The organism is Saccharopolyspora sp. CA-218241 (assembly GCF_050954615.1).
Lineage (GTDB): Bacteria > Actinomycetota > Actinomycetes > Mycobacteriales > Pseudonocardiaceae > Saccharopolyspora > Saccharopolyspora cebuensis.
The window spans coordinates 2614401-2630426 of sequence record NZ_CP191860.1 but is presented as its reverse complement, the minus strand read 5'-3'; the positions used below and the strand labels follow the sequence as shown (position 1 = coordinate 2630426).

Genomic DNA, 16026 nt, shown 5'->3' with positions numbered 1-16026 from the left:
CGCACCGCTCGATCAGCCGACCGGTTTGGTCCGGCGGCGCCCGGGCAACGCCGAGGGGAGCAACGTCCGGCGCGTGGGGGAGGCATCATGCCCGTCCAGTACCAGCAGTTCGTGGAAGGCGTCCGGGAACGGGCCGAGCTGGGCTCGGCGGCCGACGCCCGCGAGGCGACCGTGCACACGCTCGAAGCCCTGGCCCGCCACCTCGACACCGTGGACCGCCAGCAGCTCGCCACGGTGGTGCCCGGGGCCATCCGGGAGTCGGTGCACTGGGACGTCGCGGTCGACCAGGAGCAGGACGTGATCGCCGAAACCGCCCGCGAGCTGGGTCGACCGCCGGAGCAGGCCCGCTACGTGGTGCAGGCGGTGCTGTCCGAGATCGCCGCCGAGGACGACGCGCTCACCGCCTCGCTGGAGCACCGGCTGCCCGACGAGCTCGCACCGCTGTTCGCGGCCCCGGGCCAAGGGCCGCCGCCGGAGTGGTCGGCCGCCGCGGCCGAGCCGCGCCCGCGACCGCTGGACCAGGACGAGCTGGCCCGGACCCTCGCCGAGATGCCCGGCTGGACCGGCACGACGGAGCGCATCGAGCGGACCGCGAGCCTGCCCCCGGAGCGGTGGAAGCCGGTGTTCAACCGGATCGACGCCGCCCAGCAGGAGCTCAGCCACCACGCCACCATCGACGACCACGGCGACGGCACCGTCTCGTTCGCGCTGTCCACCCGGTCGCTCGGCGCGGTGACCGAGCTCGACCTGCAGCTCGCCCGGCGCATCGACGACGCCATCGCCGACATCGGCTCCGGCGGCTGACCGCGGCCCAGGAATGCGCGGTCAGCCCGGTGGTGTTGCCCGGCCAAGGTGGTTGAGCAGCAGCTACCGCGATGTGGGACGAGGAGCTGCTCATGGCCGCTTTCGGATTCAGCGGCCCCGACCGCGGCGCGCGGACGGGGCTGTGCGGGGTGTGCGGGCAGGACGCCCGGTTCCGGCCCGTGCCCGGCGCCCCGGGTCGGCGGGCGTGCGCCCGCTGCGGCGCGCACCGGACCTCAGCCGTGGGCGCGCACCGGGGGTAGCGGTCCGTCCCACCGGGTGACCTCCACGCGGCTGAGCTGGCCGGTGGCGCCCTGGCCCAACCGGGACGTGCCCTCGTCGGTGGTGAGCACGTTCGGATTGCCGTGCACGCAGGTGGCGACCTCCGGAGCGCTGGGGTCGAACCACGCGCCAGTGGACAGCTGCACGACCCCGGGCCGCAGCGCCTCGCTGAGCACCGCCCCGGCCAGGCAGCTCCCGCGCTCGTTGTGCAGCCGCACCACGTCACCGTCGGCGATGCCGCGCGCCGTCGCGTCGTCCGGGTGCAGCCGCACCGGTTCCCGGCCGCGCACCTTCGACCCGGTGCTGAGCGCACCGTGGTCGAGTTGGCTGTGCAGGCGGGTGGCGGGGTTGTTCGCGATCAGGTGCAACGGGTACGCCGACTCGGCGGGCGGCAGCCAGGTCGGGTGCGGGGGGCAGTCGTCGTAGCCGAACGACTCGATCGTCCGGGAGCGCAGTTCGATCCGGCCGCTCGGCGTGGGCAGCGGGTGCGCCGCGGGGTCGGCGCGGAAGTCGGCGTAGAGCACGTGCTCGGCGTTCGGGACGACCAGGTCCACCCGGCCGGTGCGCCAGAACCCGGCGAAGTCCTCCTCCGGCGCGACGTCGGCGGGCAGCGCGGCCCGCCAGGTCTCGTAGAGGTGCTCGAGCCACTGCCGCTCGTCGCGGCCCTCGGTGAACTCCGCGGCCGCGCCCAGCCGCTCGGCCAGCGCGCTGAAGATCCGGTAATCGTCGCGGGACTCCCCGACCGGGTCCAGCACGCGGTGCATGGCCACCACCGCGCTGTCGTGCCGGGCCGCCCCGATGTCGTCGCGTTCCAGGGTCGTGGTGCTCGGCAGCACGATGTCGGCGTGGCGGGCGGTGGCGGTCCAGAACGGCTCGTGCACCACCACCGCGTCCGGGCGGGTGAAGGCGCGGCGCAGCCGGGCGAGGTTCTGGTGGTGGTGGAACGGGTTGCCGCCCGCCCAGTGCACCAACCGGATGTCCGGGTAGGTCAGCACCGACCCGTCGTACTCGACCGCTTCGCCCGGGTGCAGCAGCAGGTCGGCGATGCGCGCCACGGGGATGTGGTCGGGCACGGGGTTGCGGCCCTGCGGCAGCGTCGGCAGCGGGTAGGGCAGCGACACGTCGCCGACGCCGGACATGCCGCCGTAACCGTGTCCGAACCCGCCGCCGGGGAGCCCGACCTGGCCGAGCAGGCAGGCCAGCGCGATGCCCGCCCACAGCGGCTGCTCGCCCCGGTGGGAGCGCTGCAACGACCAGCTCAGCGTGATCATGGTCCGGTTCCGCGCCATCTCCCGCGCCAGGTCGGCGATGACCGGCGCCGCGATGCCGCAGATCCCCTCGGCCCAGTCGGGGGTCTTGGCGGGACCGCCGTCGCGACCGAGCACGTGGTCGCGGAAGGCCTCGAAGCCCTCGCAGCAGCGCCGCAGGAACGCCTCGTCGTGCCGGCCCTCGGTGATCAGCACGTGGGCCAGCGCCAGCATCAGCGCCGTGTCCGTTCCCGGCACCGGAGCCAGCCAGTCGGCGTCGAGTTCCGCGGCCAGATCGTCGCGCAGCGGGCTGACCAGCACGAACCGCGCCCCGCCCCGGCGGGCCGCGGCCAGGTGCCCCGGCGTCCGGTGCCGGGTGGCTCCACCGGAGTTGACCTGCGAGTTCTTCGCCGGGATGCCGCCGAAGCAGACGAACAGCCCGGTGTGCCGGGTGAGCACCTCCCAGGTCGTCGGCGTGGTGACCGGGGCGTCGTCACCGACCACGCGTCGCAGCAGCGGCAGCGCGGCACCGTAGCTGTAGTTGCCGACCGACCAGGTGTAGCCGCCGGTCACGCCGAGGAACCGGTGCACCTGGCTCTGGGCGTGGTGGAACCGTCCCGCGCTGCTCCAGCCGTAGGACCCGCCGTAGACGGCCTGCGGGCCGTGCTCGGCGCGGACCCGCGCCAACTCCCCCGCCACCAGGTCCAGCGCCTGCTCCCACGGGACCGGGACGTGCTCGTCGCGGCCCCGGGCGTCGTCCGGACCGGGACCGCGTTCCAGAAAACCGCGCCGGACGTGCGGGCGCAGCACCCGGGACCGGGTCGAGGCGGGCACGTTGCGCAGCAGCGCGGACGGCTCCGGGTCGACGGGATCGGGCCGCACGTCCAGCCCGTCGCGTCCGGCCGCCGCGTGGAAGGCGCCCCAGTGCGCGCTGTGCTGGCGGTGCTCGGCCATGGGGCGGCGCTCCTGTCGGTCGTGGTCGGCCGACTCACGGTCGCCCGGCGCGGGACCGATGTCAAAGGCCCGCCGCGCATCTCACAACGCGCCGGTCAGATGCTGCGCAGCACCGAGACGACGATGCCCAGCACCGCGGCGCCGGCACCGTCGATGACGTCGTAGGCCGGGTTGCGCGGTTCGAGCAGGACCTGGCCGCCGCGGCGCCGGTACACCTTGACGGTGGCCTCGTCGTCGATCATCGCCGCGACGATCTGCCCGGAGTGGGCCTCGGGCTGCTGCCGCACCACCACGACGTCGCCGTCGCAGATCGCGGCGTCGATCATCGAGTCGCCGCGCACCCGCAGCGCGAAGACGTTGCCGCGGGCGGCGAACTCGCGGGGCAGCGCCAGCACGTCGTCGGCGTGCTGCTCGGCCGTGATGGGGGCGCCCGCCGCGATGTCCCCGACCACGGGGACCGGCACCGAATCCCCGGAGGTCTCCGATTCCCCGCCCGCCCGGAGGAACGGGCGCACGTCGGTCGGCCGGGACAACCCGGAACCGCGCCGCAGGTACCCCGCCTCCTCGAGCCTGGCCAGGTGCCGGGCCACAGAGGACGGTGACCGCAGGCCGACGGCGTCGCCGATCTCCCGGGTGCTCGGCGAGTACCCGTACCGGACCACCCAGTCCCGGATCGCGGCCAGGATCTGCTGCTGCCGCGGCGGCAACGCCGAGGCGTCCTCGAACACCCCGTGATCGTCGAATGCGGTCATCCGCCGAATGGTAGAGGGCAGCGGGCCGGTCAGCCGAAGCGGGCCGCGTACCGGCGCTGCCACGGCGTCTCGGCGGCGTGCCGGCAATAGCGCTCGCGGACGTAGGCCACCGCCTCGGCCCGGGGCACCCCGTCCAGCACGGCCAGGCAGGCCAGCGCCGTGCCGGTCCGGCCGCGCCCACCGCCGCAGGCGACCTCCACCCGCTCCCCCGCCGCGCGCTCCCACACCTCGCGCAACGCCGCGTCGGCCGCCGCGCGGTCGGCGGGCAACCGGAAGTCCGGCCAGCGCAGCCAGCGCGATTCCCACCGCGGCGGTGCGGGCCGCTTCCCAGCCAGGTACAGCCCGAAGTCCGGCAGCGGGCCGTCCGGCAGCCCGTGCCGCAGGCCCCGGCCGCGCACCAGCCGTCCGGAGGGCAGGCGCAGCACCCCGGCCGCGGTGGGTTCCCAGGGTCCGGTCACGGCGCCGAGCGTAGTCGCCCGGAGCGGCACCGTGCTCAGAACAACAACCGTGCTCCGATCAGCTGATGATCGGTGCGTCGCGATCCTCGGGTGCGGGAAACTGCGCCGACCCGGCCTCCGACGGCGAGGAGCGCTCCCGTGCCCGCTGAGCACCCGCACCACGACGCACTGCCCGAGCACTGGTGGCGTTCGCTGTCCGAGCGGGGCACCGGGAGCGCGCTGCGGGCCGCCGACGCCGCCTTCGTCGGGATGCCGGTGGGCGGCATCGGCTGCGGACAGCTCTACCTCGGCGCGGGCGGCAGGCCGTGGCTGTGGGACGTGGACAACCGGCGGCCCCCGGGCAACGTCCAGGACGCGCACTACCTCGACCCGCTCACCCCGAGCTCGCCCTTCGACCACGCCGTCGCGGTGCGCACCGGCGGCCAGGACCGGTGGCTGGACGAGCGCGACGTCCCGGACGCCGTCTTCGCCGGCCGTCCCCCGCTGGCCGAGGTCGACTACGGCGGCGAACCGGTGCGGATCGCGCTGCGGGCCTGCTCCCCGTTCGTCCCCGGCGAGGTCGAGGACAGCTCCTACCCCGCCGTCGTGCTGGAGTACACCGCGACCAACGACGGCACCGAACCCGCCGACGTGGTGCTCGCCGCCTTCCTGGAGAACCCGGTGTGCCTGGACAGCAGGCAGCGGCGCCCGATGCGGCTGCACGCCGGGGAATTCCGCGCCGGCGGCGCGCGCGGCGTGCAGTTCAGCGCCACCGAACCGCCCCGCGCGGGGCATTCCCGGCCCGACATCGTCGTCGAGGACTGGGACGAGGAGACCGACCGGGGGTGGACCGCGACCGGGGACGCCTTCGGCGACGGCCCGGTGCGCCTCGTCGACCGTCCCGACTACCAGGGCGAGTCCGGTGCCTTCGGGCAGCGCATGGTCGATTCCCACGCCAGCGCGCCGGGTTCCGACGCCCCAGCCCGCGACCGGGCCACCGGTACGCTGCGCAGCGCACCGTTCCGGCTCGACCGCGACTACCTGCGGTTCCGGCTCAGCGGCGGGTTCTTCCCCGGTACCTGCTGCCTCAACCTGCTCGTCGACGGTGCCGTGGTGGGCACCGCCACCGGCTCCTCCCGCGACCAGCTCGCCGACCGGGTGCTGCACGTGGCGCCGTGGGCGGGGCGCGAAGCGGTGATCGAGCTCGTCGACGCCGAAACCGGTTCGTGGGGGCACGTCGGCGCCGGGCGCATCGTGCTCAGCGACCACGCCCCGAGCGGACCGCCGCTGGCGGAGCTGCCCGACCACGGCACGGTGGCGCTGGCCGCCTCCGGCGCGGACCGGATCAGCACCACCCCGGCGCTGGCCGCGTGGGACACCCCGAGCGCGGTGCTCGACGCCCGGCCCGCCGAGGTCGAGCCGGACGGGGTGCGCGACCGCTCGGCCGGTGCGGTGCGGGCCGAGCTGCGGCTGGCTCCGGGCGAGCAGCGCACGGTGCGCTTCCACCTGGCGTGGTCGTTCCCGGTGCCCGACCGCGAAGGGCTCGGCTTCCTCACCGGCGCGGCGGGGTTGCGCAGGCACTACGCGGAGCGCTTCGACGTGGCCGCGGACGTGGTGCGGGAGCTGGTGCTGCGCGCCGAACCGCTGATCCGGCGCACCGCCGAGTGGGTGCGCACCTGGTACGAGGACAGCACGCTGCCGTGGTGGCTGCTGGAGCGGGTCGCCGCCGGCACGACGATCCTGGCCACCTCCACCTGCTACCGGTTCGCCGGCGGCCGGTTCTACGGCTGGGAAGGCGCCTACTGCTGCGCGGGCACCTGCACCCACGTGTGGCACTACGCGCATGCCGTGGCCGGGCTGTTCCCGGACGTCGAGCGCGACACCCGGGAGCGGGTCGACCTCGGCATCGGGTTCCACCAGCTCACCGGGCAGGTCAGCATGCGCGGCGAAGCCGACCGGGGTCCGGCGGTGGACGGTCAGGCGGGCACGGTGCTGCGGATCTACCGGGAGCACCGGATGAGCGCCGACGACGGCTGGCTGCACCGGATGTGGCCGCGCACCAGGCAGGCCGTGGAACACCTGATGCGCCACGACGCCGGGGCCGACGGGGTGCTCGACGGTCCGCAGCCCAACACCCAGGACGCCACCTGGTTCGGCCGGATCAGCTGGCTGTCCGGGCTCTACGTGGCGGCGCTGCGCGCCGGGGAGGCGATGGCCCGGGAATGCGGGGACGCCGACTTCGCCGCGCGGTGCGCGGAACTGGCCGAGCGGGGCACCGAGGTGCTCGGCGGGCAGCTGTTCAACGGCGAGTACTACGTCCACGAGCTCGATCCCGCGCGGCCCGGTTCGGTGAACACCAACCGGGGCTGCTTCGCCGATCAGCTCCTCGGCCAGAGCTGGGCCGAGCAGCTCGACCTGCCCCGGGTCTTCCCCGCGGCGCAGACCCGCATCGCGCTGGAGAGCATCTGGCGGCACAACTTCGTCCCGCGCCCGCTGGAATTCCGCGAGGCCAGCCCGATCCCGGGCGGCCGGACCTTCTACGACGCCGACGTGCCCGCCCTGGTGATGTGCACCTGGCCGCGGGGCGGCGGCGAGGAAGCGGGGGCGAACTGGTCGACCAGCTACCTCAACGAGGCGTGGCACGGCATCGAGTACCAGGTCGCCGCGCACCTGATCGCCGAGGGCATGGTGACCGAGGGGCTGGCGGTGGCCCGCTCGGTGCACGACCGCTACGACGCCTCCCGCCGCAACCCCTACAACGAGATCGAGTGCAGCGACCACTACGCCCGGTCGATGGCCAGCTTCGGCGTCTACCTCGGCGCGCTGGGCTTCGAGCACCACGGTCCGCGCGGCCACCTCGGCTTCGCGCCGAAGATCCGGCCGGAGGACTTCGCCGCCGCGTTCACCACCGCTGCGGGCTGGGGCCGCTACGCCCAGGTCCGCGGCGCGCGGCGGCGCAGCGAGATCGACCTGCGCCACGGCCGGTTGCGGCTGGCCAGCCTGGCGCTGGACGTCGCCGCGGCGCCGACCGAGGTCGCGCTCGACGGTGCGCCGGTGCCGCACGAATCGCAGGTCGCGGCCGACCGGGTGCTGATCCGGTTCCCCGAAGCACTGCACCTCGAGGAGGGCCAGCGGTTGGTGGTCGAGTTCTGACCCCGCGCTCCGGACCGCCGCAGCGGCGTTCCTCAACTTCCGGGGGAACCGCCGACCGCGCCGCCCGGACTAGGATCGAGGCGTGGCGAACGGGTTCAGCGTGGTGCCGTCGGCGTACGTCCTGCTCCGCCGAGCCGACGAGGTGCTGCTGCAGTTGCGCCGGGGCACCGGCTACCGCGACGGGTTCTGGGCCTGCGGGGCCGCCGGGCACGTCGAGCGATCCGAATCCGTGCTGGACGCGGCGCGGCGGGAGGCCGCCGAGGAGCTCGGGATCACCGTGGCGCCGGAGGACCTGCGGCCGCTGACGGTGATGCACCGGACCGGCGGCGACGGTCGGCCGGTCAACGAGCGGGTGGACTTCTTCTTCGAGTGCCGCCGCTGGTCCGGGCAGCCGCGCCTGGTCGAACCGGACAAGGCCGCCGAGCTGCGCTGGGCCGGGCTCGGCGCGCTGCCCGACCCGGTGGTCCCGCACGAGCTCGACGTCCTGCGGCTGCTGGGCACCGGTGCGGTCGCGCCGCTGCTCACCCACGGGTTCTGAACGAGTCCGCTACTCGAACCGGCTCGGATCACCGCCGCCGCGCCGCACCACCTCGGGTTCGCCGGTGGAGAAGTCGACCACCGTGGTCGGCTCGACGCCGCCGTCCCCGGAATCCAGCACCGCGTCGAGCTGGTGGTCCAGCCGCTCCTTGATCTCCCAGCCCTGCGTCATCGGCTCGTCCTCGCCGGGCAGCAGCAGGGTCGAGGACAGCAGCGGTTCGCCGAGGGCGTCCAGCAGCGCCTGCGTCGTGACGTGGTCGGGGATCCGGATGCCGACGGTCTTCTTCTTCGGGTGCAGCAGGCGGCGCGGCACCTCGCCGGTGGCGGGCAGGATGAAGGTGTACTGGCCGGGCGTGGCCGCCTTGATGGCGCGGAACACCGCGTTGCTGATGTGCACGAACTGGCCGAGCTGGGCGAAGTTCTGGCACACCAGGGTGAAGTGGTGGCGGTCGCCGAGGTTCCGGATGGCGCGGATGCGTTGCATCCCCGAGCGGTTGCCGAGCTCGCACCCGAGCGCGAACCCGCTGTCGGTCGGGTAGGCGATCAGCCCGTCCCGCTCCAGCAGGTCGACGATCTGGCCGATCGCCCGCGGCTGCGGGTTGCGCGGATGCACGTCGAAGTACTTCGCCATCCACCGAGCATAGGCGCCGCCGGCCGCCGGCGGCGCACGACCGCCCTCAGCCGAGCAGCGGCAGCGGCGCGAAGACGTGGTCCCGCCAGATCCGCCGCGACGTCTCCTCCGGGTAGCCGGTGACCGCCGGGGGCACGTCGAGCACCCGGGTCGGCCGGTCGTCCAGGTCGTAGGCCGGCCACCCCGGGTCACCGCCGACGGCGAACGCCACCCAGGCCGCCCGGACGTGCGCGGACAGCTCCTCGGCCGCCGGGGTGAAGTCCGCGCCGATGAGCCGGGCGCCCAGGTCCGCACCGGCGGTGCCGAACACCAGCGGCACGTCGAGCCCGTGGCAGGCGCCGCGGGGGCCGTCGGCGGCGGGCGCGGTCCAGGTCAGCTCGTAGAGGTGCGCCCGCCCACCGCCCGCGAGCTGCGCTTCGGCCAGGTGCAGGCTGGGCATCCGGAACAACCAGTCCGACCGCACCAGCTCGTCGAGCCGTTCCGGACCGGCGTCCGGGTGGGCCTCCCGGTAGCGGCGCGCGCCGTCCGGTCCGGGCGCGAAGACCCGCAGCGCGGTGGCGGCCTCCTGCTCGGTCACCGCGCCGAGCCGACCGTCCAGCCAGGTGAACAGGCGCTGCTCGTCGCGAGTGTGCCCGACCAGCAGGTCGACGTCGCGGCCGGCACCGGCCGCCAGCGCCTGCCACGGCGCGACCGGCAGCACCTCGCCGTCGACGACCGGGGCGAACGGGGTGGTCGTGCGCGCGACCGGACCCCAGCGGTGCTCGTGGCTCCCGAGGTCCGCGGCGACCGCGTCCCCGGCGGCGACCAGCCGCGCCGGTTCCACCTCGGCGAGCTCGGTGGCCGACGGCCGCCGCCCGGCCGCTGCGGCCAGGACCGCACCGACGTCGGCGGCCAGCGGGGCCGAGAAGAAGGTCCCGGCCACGCTCTGCGCGATGACCCGCCCGAACAGGCCCGCCGCGCTCGGCATGGCCAGCAGCGCGGCGGCGGATCCGGCGCCCGCCGACTCGCCGAAGATCGTGACGCGGCCGGGATCGCCGCCGAAGCCCCGGACGTTGTCCCGCACCCACTCCAGGGCGGCGACCTGGTCCAGCAGTCCCCGGTTCGGCGGCGCCCCGTCGAGCTGCGCGAAACCCTCGACCCCGACCCGGTAGTTCAGCGTGACGACCACGACGCCGCCGTCGCGCGCCAACCGGGCACCGTCGTAACCGGGTTGCGACGAACCGCCGAGCAGGTACGCCCCGCCGTGGATCCACACCAGCACCGGCAGCCCCGCATCGCGCCCGGGGTCGGGCGACCACACGTTGACGGTCAGCCAGTCGTCCCCGGTGCCGCCGGGAATCCCGATCGGCTGCGGGGGCGGTGGACCGAAGTCCGACGCCGCGCGAACCCCGTCCCACGGCCGGACCGGCTGCGGTGCGGCGAACCGGCGCGGGCCGACCGGTGCGGCGGCGAACGGGATGCCGAGGAACACCCCCACCCCGCCGGACCAGCGACCGCGCACCGCGCCGGACGCGGTGCGGACCTCGGGAGCGGCCGTCGCGGCGTCCTCCCGTCGCGCGCGGGCGGTCACCGCCCGTCCCGCTCGACGCCGGTCCCGGACGCGGGCATCGGGTGCCGGGACAGGAAGTCCAGCACCACCTTCGCGGCGAGCTCCCGCTGCTCCTCGAAGTAGGCGTGCCGGGCGCCGTCGAGCAGCACGAGCTCGGCACCGGGGATGTCGCGGGCCAGCAGCCGCGCGTTGTCCGGCGGGGTCAGCAGGTCGTCGGTGCCGTGCAGCACGAGCGTCGGCGCGCCGATCCGGCCGAGCTCGGCGGCGGCGTCGTGGGCGTTGCTGGCCCGCAGGTGACCGCGCCGCGCGGGCAACCGCATCGGCGACCCGAGCGTGCGGTGCGGTCCGGGGTGCGCGCGCGTCCACTCCGGGGTGTACATCAGCTCGGCGAGCGCGCGCCGGGCCTCCGGACCCGCGCCCACCAGCGACCGGGACACCTCCGCCGAGGCGCGCACGGCCGCCGCCCCGCCCGCCGAGGTGCAGCCGAGCACCAGCGCACCGACCCGGTCCGGGTGGTCCAGGGCGACCCGCTGGGCGACCTTGCCGCCCATCGAGGTGCCGTAGACGTGGGCGCGGGCGAGGCCCAGCGCGTCGAGCACCGCGATCACGTCGGCGGCGAACCGCCGGGTGCTGTACTCCGCCTCCGCGGGCGAATCGCTGTCCCCGGTGCCGAGGTGGTCCAGCACGACGGTGCGGTGCGCGGCGGCGAAGTCGTCGCGGACGGAGTCCCACCAGCGGTGGTCGTTGGCCTGCCCGGCCAGCAGCACCAGCGGTGGACCGGACCCGATCGCCTCGTACCAGATCCGGGCCCCGTCGTGACTCCTCGCGTGCGGCACGACCTCATCCTAGGGGCGGCGCGGCGGGAGCAGAGCCGGGAATCCGAAGCGGGCGCTCACCCCGGCCCCGACCAGGACGTGCGGCCACCGCGGCCCGGTGGCGCACCCGGCGAACAGCGGTGCCAGCCCCCGGTGCGACAGGCCGAGCAGCTCGGCGGAGCGCAGCCGCCACGGCTCGTGGGCCACCGGCAGCCGCACCGTGCGCCCGGCGCGGGCGAAGTGCAGCGCCCAACGGGCCGTGAGGAACCGCTCCAGCGGGCCGGTTTCGACGGCCTCGCCGGGGCGCACCAGGAACCGGACCCGCAGCCCGCGCCGCTCGGCCCGGTAGCCGAGGGTGCCGCCGTCCCGTTGCTGCCGCACCCGCGACCCGCGGCACGGCAACCCGGACAGCATCCGCAGGCCCGCCCCCAGCTCCGGTCGGGACAGCTCCATCGCGAGGAACACCTGGCCGCGCCCGCCCGTCCGGTCGACGCAGTAGGTCCGCACGTTGAGCTGGGTCATCCCGCCCAGCGGCACGCCCGCGAGGCGGATCACCGGCATCCGCAGCGCCACCACCCCGAGCCAGCCCGTCCCGGCGAAGACGTCGGGACGGGTGCCGGGCGGCAGCAGCGGGGCGAGCCGGTCGGGATCGCACGGCCAGTGCAGGAACACCGCATCGCGCCAGAGCTGCGAAGTCGGCGCCGGGCCGATGCGGTGCGGCGCGGTGTCGCCGGTCGGCCCCATCAGCCCGCGCGCAGCAGCGCGGCGTAGAGGGTCAGGCCGGGACCGAAGGCCATCGCGACGACGGGACCACCGCCGTCCAGCGCACCGCCGCGGCGCAGTTCGTCGACGACCAGCGGCAGCGTCGCCGAGGAGCAGTTGCCGTGCTCGGCCAGCACCGACCACGAGGCGTCCAGCGCTTCCGGCGCCAGCCCCAGGGCCTCCCGGACCGCGTCGAGGATGCGCGGTCCGCCCGGGTGCACGGCCCACGCGCGCACGTCGTCCGGGCCGTAGCCGTTGCGCCCGAGCAGGTCCGCGGTGACCTCGGTGACGTGATCGGCGAGCACGTCCGGGACCTTCGGCGAGAGCCCCATCCGGAAGCCCAGGTCGGTGATGTCCCACGTCATGTACGCGCTCGCGGAGGTGTCGGTGCGGGCGTCGACGTCGAGCAGCTCCAGCCCGCGCCCGCCCGGGCGCACCACGAGGGCCACCGCCGCGTCGCCGAACAACGCGTGCGGCACGATCTGCTCCGGATCGGAGGTCGGCGGCTGCAGGTGCAGCGAGGTCAGCTCCTCGCACAGCAGCACCGCCGGGCGGTCGCGGGCGGCGGTGAAGTCGCCCACCGCGCCCAGCCCGGGAACCGCGGCGTAGCAGCCCATGTGGCCGATGCACAGCCGCTGCACCCGGTCGGGCAGGGCCAGCGACTCGGCCAGCCGGACGTCCAGCCCCGGAGTGCTGTACCCGGTGCACGAGACCACCGCGAGCAGGCCGATGTCGGCGGCGTCGAGTCCGGCATCGGCCAGCGCGGCGGTGATCGCCCGGTGCCCCAGCGGCGGGGCCTCCTCGGCGTAGCGGCGCATCCGCCGCCCGGTCGACCACCCGGAGACGTCCTCCAGCACCGGGTTCACCGCGGCGTGCCTGCGGCGCAGGAACGGGGCGCGGAAGATCCGCTCGGCGACCCGGGAGCCGCCGAAGTGGTCCCGGAAGAACCCCTCCCACAGCACGTCCTGCGCCACGGCCGCGGGGAACGCGGTGCCGATGCCGGCGATCACCGGCCTCACCACCGCGGGGTCTCGCTGTCCCGATCGGGATCCCCGCCCAGCGCGGCGACGCCCAGCCAGTCCGCGCAGACGTCGGAGGTCGCCGGTTGCAGCGCGCCGCAGCGGGCATCGCGGTAGATCCGCTCCAGCGGATGTCCTCGCCGGGTCGCCGAGGCCCCCGCCGCCTCCAGCACCGACGAGCTCACCGCGGCCGCCGTGTCGCCCGCGACCAGCTTGGCGCGGAACACCCAGCGGTTGGTCTCGCGGTCGCCGGGCCGCTCGGCCACCCGACGCGCCGCCTCGAGCACCACCGCCTCGGCCGCCGCGACCGCCGCGTCGGCGCGCCCCATCCGCGACCGCACCTGGGGCAGCTTCCCCAGCCCGCGCTCGTGCAGGTGCTCCGCGCCGGCCAGCAGCGCCGACCGCGCCACCCCGAGGTACACCGCCGCGTAGGAGGCGACCAGCCACTGCGGCATCACCTGCGCGAGCGCCAGCGTGATGCCCTCCACGCCGCCGAGCAGGGCGGTGGGTTCCACCTCGACGTCGAAGTGCACGTCGTGGCTTCCGGTGGCGCGCATCCCCATCGAGTCCCAGGTGGGTTCCACCCGCACCCCTTCCCCGGCCGGCACCAGGAAGTACGAGACGAGCGGCTCCTCGGCCGCCTCGTCGCGGGCGGTGACCAGGTAGGCGTCGGCGTGCCCGGCGCCGGAAACGAACGCTTTGCTGCCGGTGATCCGGTAACCGCCGTCGCTGCGGCGGAACCCCGTGGTGGTGCGGGACAACCGCGATCCGGCGCCGCGCTCGCTCATCGCCACCGAGTACAGCGCCCCGGCGGCCGCGCGGCGCAGCACCCGGTCGCGGGCGTCGACGAACCCGCCCGGGGCGCCCATCTGCCGGATCAGGTCCTCCGGGGTGTGCGCGAGGGCTCCGGTCACCGAGGCGTGCATGTTGAAGATCAGCGCGGTGGACCCGGCTCCGGTGGCGATCCCGGCGGCCACCGCCGCGTAATCGGCGAACGTGGCGCCGAAGCCGCCGTGCTCCACCGGGACCATCAGCCCCAGCAGCCCCCATCCGCGCAGGTCCGCGAAGTCCTCGGCGGGGAAGGTCCCCGCGTCGTCGTGGGCGGCGGCCCGCTCGGCGAACCGGGGCACCAGCTCCCCGACCGCCTCCGAGACGACCGACACCGGATACGCCGTCACCCCTGTCACCCCCGTTTGCACCCGACCCCCTGGAACAGCACCGCCGTGCTCGCGCACGGCACCATCCGCACGTCCTCGGTCCGCCCGCCCCACCAGCCGAGCAGGTCGCGGACGCTCGGCCGCATCCCGCGCAGCCGCAGCTCCACGCCCCGCGCCGCGGCCAGCTCGACCAAGGCGCGCCGGTCGACCAGCAGCGCGGGATCGTGCGTCCCGCGCGGCGCGATCCCCGGCAACCGCTCGCCCAGGCCGATCGCCACCCACCGGCACCGCGCGGTGGCGGCCAGCGCGTCGAGCACCAGCACCCCGCCGGGCCGCAGCAACCGGCACGCCTCGCCGACCGCGGCGGGCAGGTCGGTGACGTGCTCGAGGATCTCCCCCGCCACCACGCAGTCCGCGCAACCGTCGGGCAGCGGGACCGCACCGACGTCGGCGAGCACCGGCTCGACGCCGTGCGCGGCGGCGGTCCGCAGCGCCGAGGCCGAGCGGTCCACCCCGACGTGCCGATAACCGCTCAGGTGCGGGGCCAGCAGACCACCGCCGCAGCCGAGGTCGACCAGCACCGCGCCCGGCCGCGGCGCGGGCGGGACCAGACCGGCGCGGGCGGCGGCCAGCCAGTGCAGCATCGCGAAGGCCCCGCGCCGGTGCCACCACTGGTCGGCGAGGGTCTCGTAGAGCTCGGGATCGTTGCGGCGGACGGCCTCGCCGGAGCGTGCCATGCGCTTCAGGCTGGCACACTCGGCCAGGTGCGGCACTTCGCAGCGCCGGCCCTGCTCCGCGCCTCGCACCCGGTTCCGACGGTGGTGGTGTCGGCGGTCGCGGCGGCCTTGGCGGCGTCCACCGGCGCGGGTCCCGGGGCGCTCGTGGTGGTGACCGCGGCGGTGCTGGCGGGCCAGCTCTCGGTGGGGTGGCTGAACGATCTGGTCGACGCCGAGCGCGACGCGGCGGTCGGCCGCCGGGACAAGCCGGTGGCGAGCGGGTGCGTGTCCCGGCGCGCGGTGCTGATCTCGGTGCTGGTGTCGGCGGTCGCGGCGATCGGGCTCTCGCTGCCGTTCGGCGCCGCCGCGGCGGCGGCGCACCTGCTGGCGCTGGGCTCGGCGTGGGCCTACGACCTCGGGATGAAGACCGGTCCGCTGTCCGTCGTGCCCTACGCGCTGTCCTTCGGACTGCTGCCGGTGTTCCTCTCCCTGGCCGCCGGGACGGTGCCGCCGCCGTGGCTGGTCGTGGCCGCGATGCTGCTGGGCTCGGCCGCGCACTTCGCCAACGCCCTGCCCGACTTGGCCGACGACCGCGCCACCGGTGTGCGCGGGCTGCCGCACCGGCTCGGGGCGCCGACCAGCGCCGGGGTCGCGGCAGCGCTGGTGTTCGCCACCTCGCTCGCCCTGGGCTGGTCGGCCCCGCTACCGGTCGCGGTCGGCCCGCTGCTGGTGCTGACCTCCGGACTGCTGCTCGCAGCCGGGCTGCTGCTGGGCAGGCGGCCCGGCTCCCGAGCGGCGTTCGGCGCCGTCCTCGTCGTGGCGCTGGTCGACGTCGGAGTCCTGGTCGCGACCGGGGCCTGAGCGTGCTACTTCTTGCGCCGCAGCGCCTGCTCCAGCTGGGACTTGGTCATCGTGGACCGGCCCGGGATGCGGGCCCGCTGGGCGTCGGCGTAGAGCTGGTCCTTGGTGCGGCCACCCGGACCGGTGCGGTTGCCGGATCGGATCCCGCCCCGGCGCTGCGGCGGGACGTCCTGCGTGGCGGTCTTGCTGCGCCGCTTCGACTCACCCCGCTGCGCCCGGTTCTTGTTGACCGTCCTGGCGGCGATCTCCTCGGCGCGGCCGCTCCTGGTGCCGCGCTCCTCGGCCTGGTTCTTGATGTGCTCGTACTGGCGCTCGCGCTTGGAGTTCCAGGCTCGCTGGGGCATCGGTGACAC

The 16026-nt window shown here is 75.5% G+C and carries 15 protein-coding genes; 4 read left to right on the top strand and 11 right to left on the bottom strand.

Annotated elements, in window-relative coordinates; all coding sequences use genetic code 11:
- Positions 1-87: 87 nt before the first annotated feature.
- The gene (locus tag ACQP0T_RS12645) at positions 88-804 is read left to right on the top strand and encodes a DUF2267 domain-containing protein (protein ID WP_433873202.1); all 717 of its coding nucleotides are present in this window, start codon (positions 88-90) and stop codon (positions 802-804) included.
- A gap of 233 nt (positions 805-1037) precedes the next feature.
- On the opposite strand, the gene ACQP0T_RS12640 is transcribed toward ACQP0T_RS12645, so the two are convergent.
- From ACQP0T_RS12640 to ACQP0T_RS12630, 3 genes are all read right to left on the bottom strand, one after another.
- Positions 1038-3284 (bottom strand): molybdopterin-dependent oxidoreductase, encoded by a 2247-nt coding sequence (locus tag ACQP0T_RS12640; protein ID WP_433873201.1) that lies wholly within the window; start codon positions 3282-3284, stop codon positions 1038-1040.
- Between the two features lie 95 nt (positions 3285-3379).
- Positions 3380-4036 (bottom strand): transcriptional repressor LexA, encoded by a 657-nt coding sequence (gene lexA, locus ACQP0T_RS12635; RefSeq protein ID WP_433873199.1) that lies wholly within the window; start codon positions 4034-4036, stop codon positions 3380-3382.
- A 29-nt stretch (positions 4037-4065) separates the two neighbouring features.
- Positions 4066-4494: a phosphatase domain-containing protein gene (locus ACQP0T_RS12630; RefSeq protein ID WP_433873198.1), complete on the bottom strand. Its 429-nt coding sequence runs from the start codon at positions 4492-4494 to the stop codon at positions 4066-4068.
- A gap of 138 nt (positions 4495-4632) precedes the next feature.
- Between ACQP0T_RS12630 and ACQP0T_RS12625 the strand changes: the two genes are divergently transcribed.
- Positions 4633-7626, top strand: a complete 2994-nt coding sequence (locus tag ACQP0T_RS12625) for a GH116 family glycosyl hydrolase (protein ID WP_433873196.1) — start codon at positions 4633-4635, stop codon at positions 7624-7626.
- Positions 7627-7708: 82 nt separating this feature from the next.
- Complete coding sequence (locus ACQP0T_RS12620; RefSeq protein WP_433873194.1) at positions 7709-8164, top strand: NUDIX hydrolase; 456 nt, start codon at positions 7709-7711, stop codon at positions 8162-8164.
- A 9-nt stretch (positions 8165-8173) separates the two neighbouring features.
- Here ACQP0T_RS12620 and ACQP0T_RS12615 read toward each other — a convergent pair whose 3' ends face one another.
- The 7 genes from ACQP0T_RS12615 to ACQP0T_RS12585 are packed head-to-tail and all read right to left on the bottom strand — an operon-like array spanning position 8174 to position 14833.
- On the bottom strand, positions 8174-8794 hold the full coding sequence (locus tag ACQP0T_RS12615) for an L-threonylcarbamoyladenylate synthase (RefSeq protein ID WP_345364234.1): 621 nt from the start codon (positions 8792-8794) through the stop codon (positions 8174-8176).
- Positions 8795-8840: 46 nt separating this feature from the next.
- A complete protein-coding gene (locus ACQP0T_RS12610) occupies positions 8841-10364 on the bottom strand; it encodes a carboxylesterase/lipase family protein (RefSeq protein ID WP_433873191.1) in 1524 nt (507 codons plus the stop codon).
- The gene (locus ACQP0T_RS12605) at positions 10361-11179 is read right to left on the bottom strand and encodes an alpha/beta fold hydrolase (protein ID WP_433873190.1); all 819 of its coding nucleotides are present in this window, start codon (positions 11177-11179) and stop codon (positions 10361-10363) included. Before ACQP0T_RS12605 ends, ACQP0T_RS12610 begins: the two co-directional genes overlap by 4 nt.
- A gap of 9 nt (positions 11180-11188) precedes the next feature.
- Entirely contained in the window at positions 11189-11902 is a 714-nt protein-coding gene (locus ACQP0T_RS12600) for a YqjF family protein (protein WP_433873189.1), read from the bottom strand.
- Positions 11902-12930, bottom strand: coding sequence for a type III polyketide synthase (locus ACQP0T_RS12595; protein WP_433873187.1), 1029 nt, complete (start codon positions 12928-12930; stop codon positions 11902-11904). The genes ACQP0T_RS12600 and ACQP0T_RS12595 overlap by 1 nt, the downstream gene beginning before the upstream one ends.
- A gap of 5 nt (positions 12931-12935) precedes the next feature.
- Positions 12936-14117, bottom strand: coding sequence for an acyl-CoA dehydrogenase family protein (locus tag ACQP0T_RS12590; RefSeq protein WP_433873185.1), 1182 nt, complete (start codon positions 14115-14117; stop codon positions 12936-12938).
- A gap of 5 nt (positions 14118-14122) precedes the next feature.
- Entirely contained in the window at positions 14123-14833 is a 711-nt protein-coding gene (locus ACQP0T_RS12585) for a methyltransferase domain-containing protein (RefSeq protein ID WP_433873183.1), read from the bottom strand.
- 27 nt (positions 14834-14860) lie between these two features.
- On the opposite strand from ACQP0T_RS12585, the gene ACQP0T_RS12580 reads away from it, so the two are divergent.
- On the top strand, positions 14861-15673 hold the full coding sequence (locus ACQP0T_RS12580; protein ID WP_433873181.1) for a UbiA family prenyltransferase: 813 nt from the start codon (positions 14861-14863) through the stop codon (positions 15671-15673).
- Between the two features lie 5 nt (positions 15674-15678).
- Here ACQP0T_RS12580 and ACQP0T_RS12575 read toward each other — a convergent pair whose 3' ends face one another.
- A complete protein-coding gene (locus ACQP0T_RS12575; protein ID WP_433873180.1) occupies positions 15679-16017 on the bottom strand; it encodes a plasmid stabilization protein in 339 nt (112 codons plus the stop codon).
- Positions 16018-16026 lie beyond the last annotated feature (9 nt).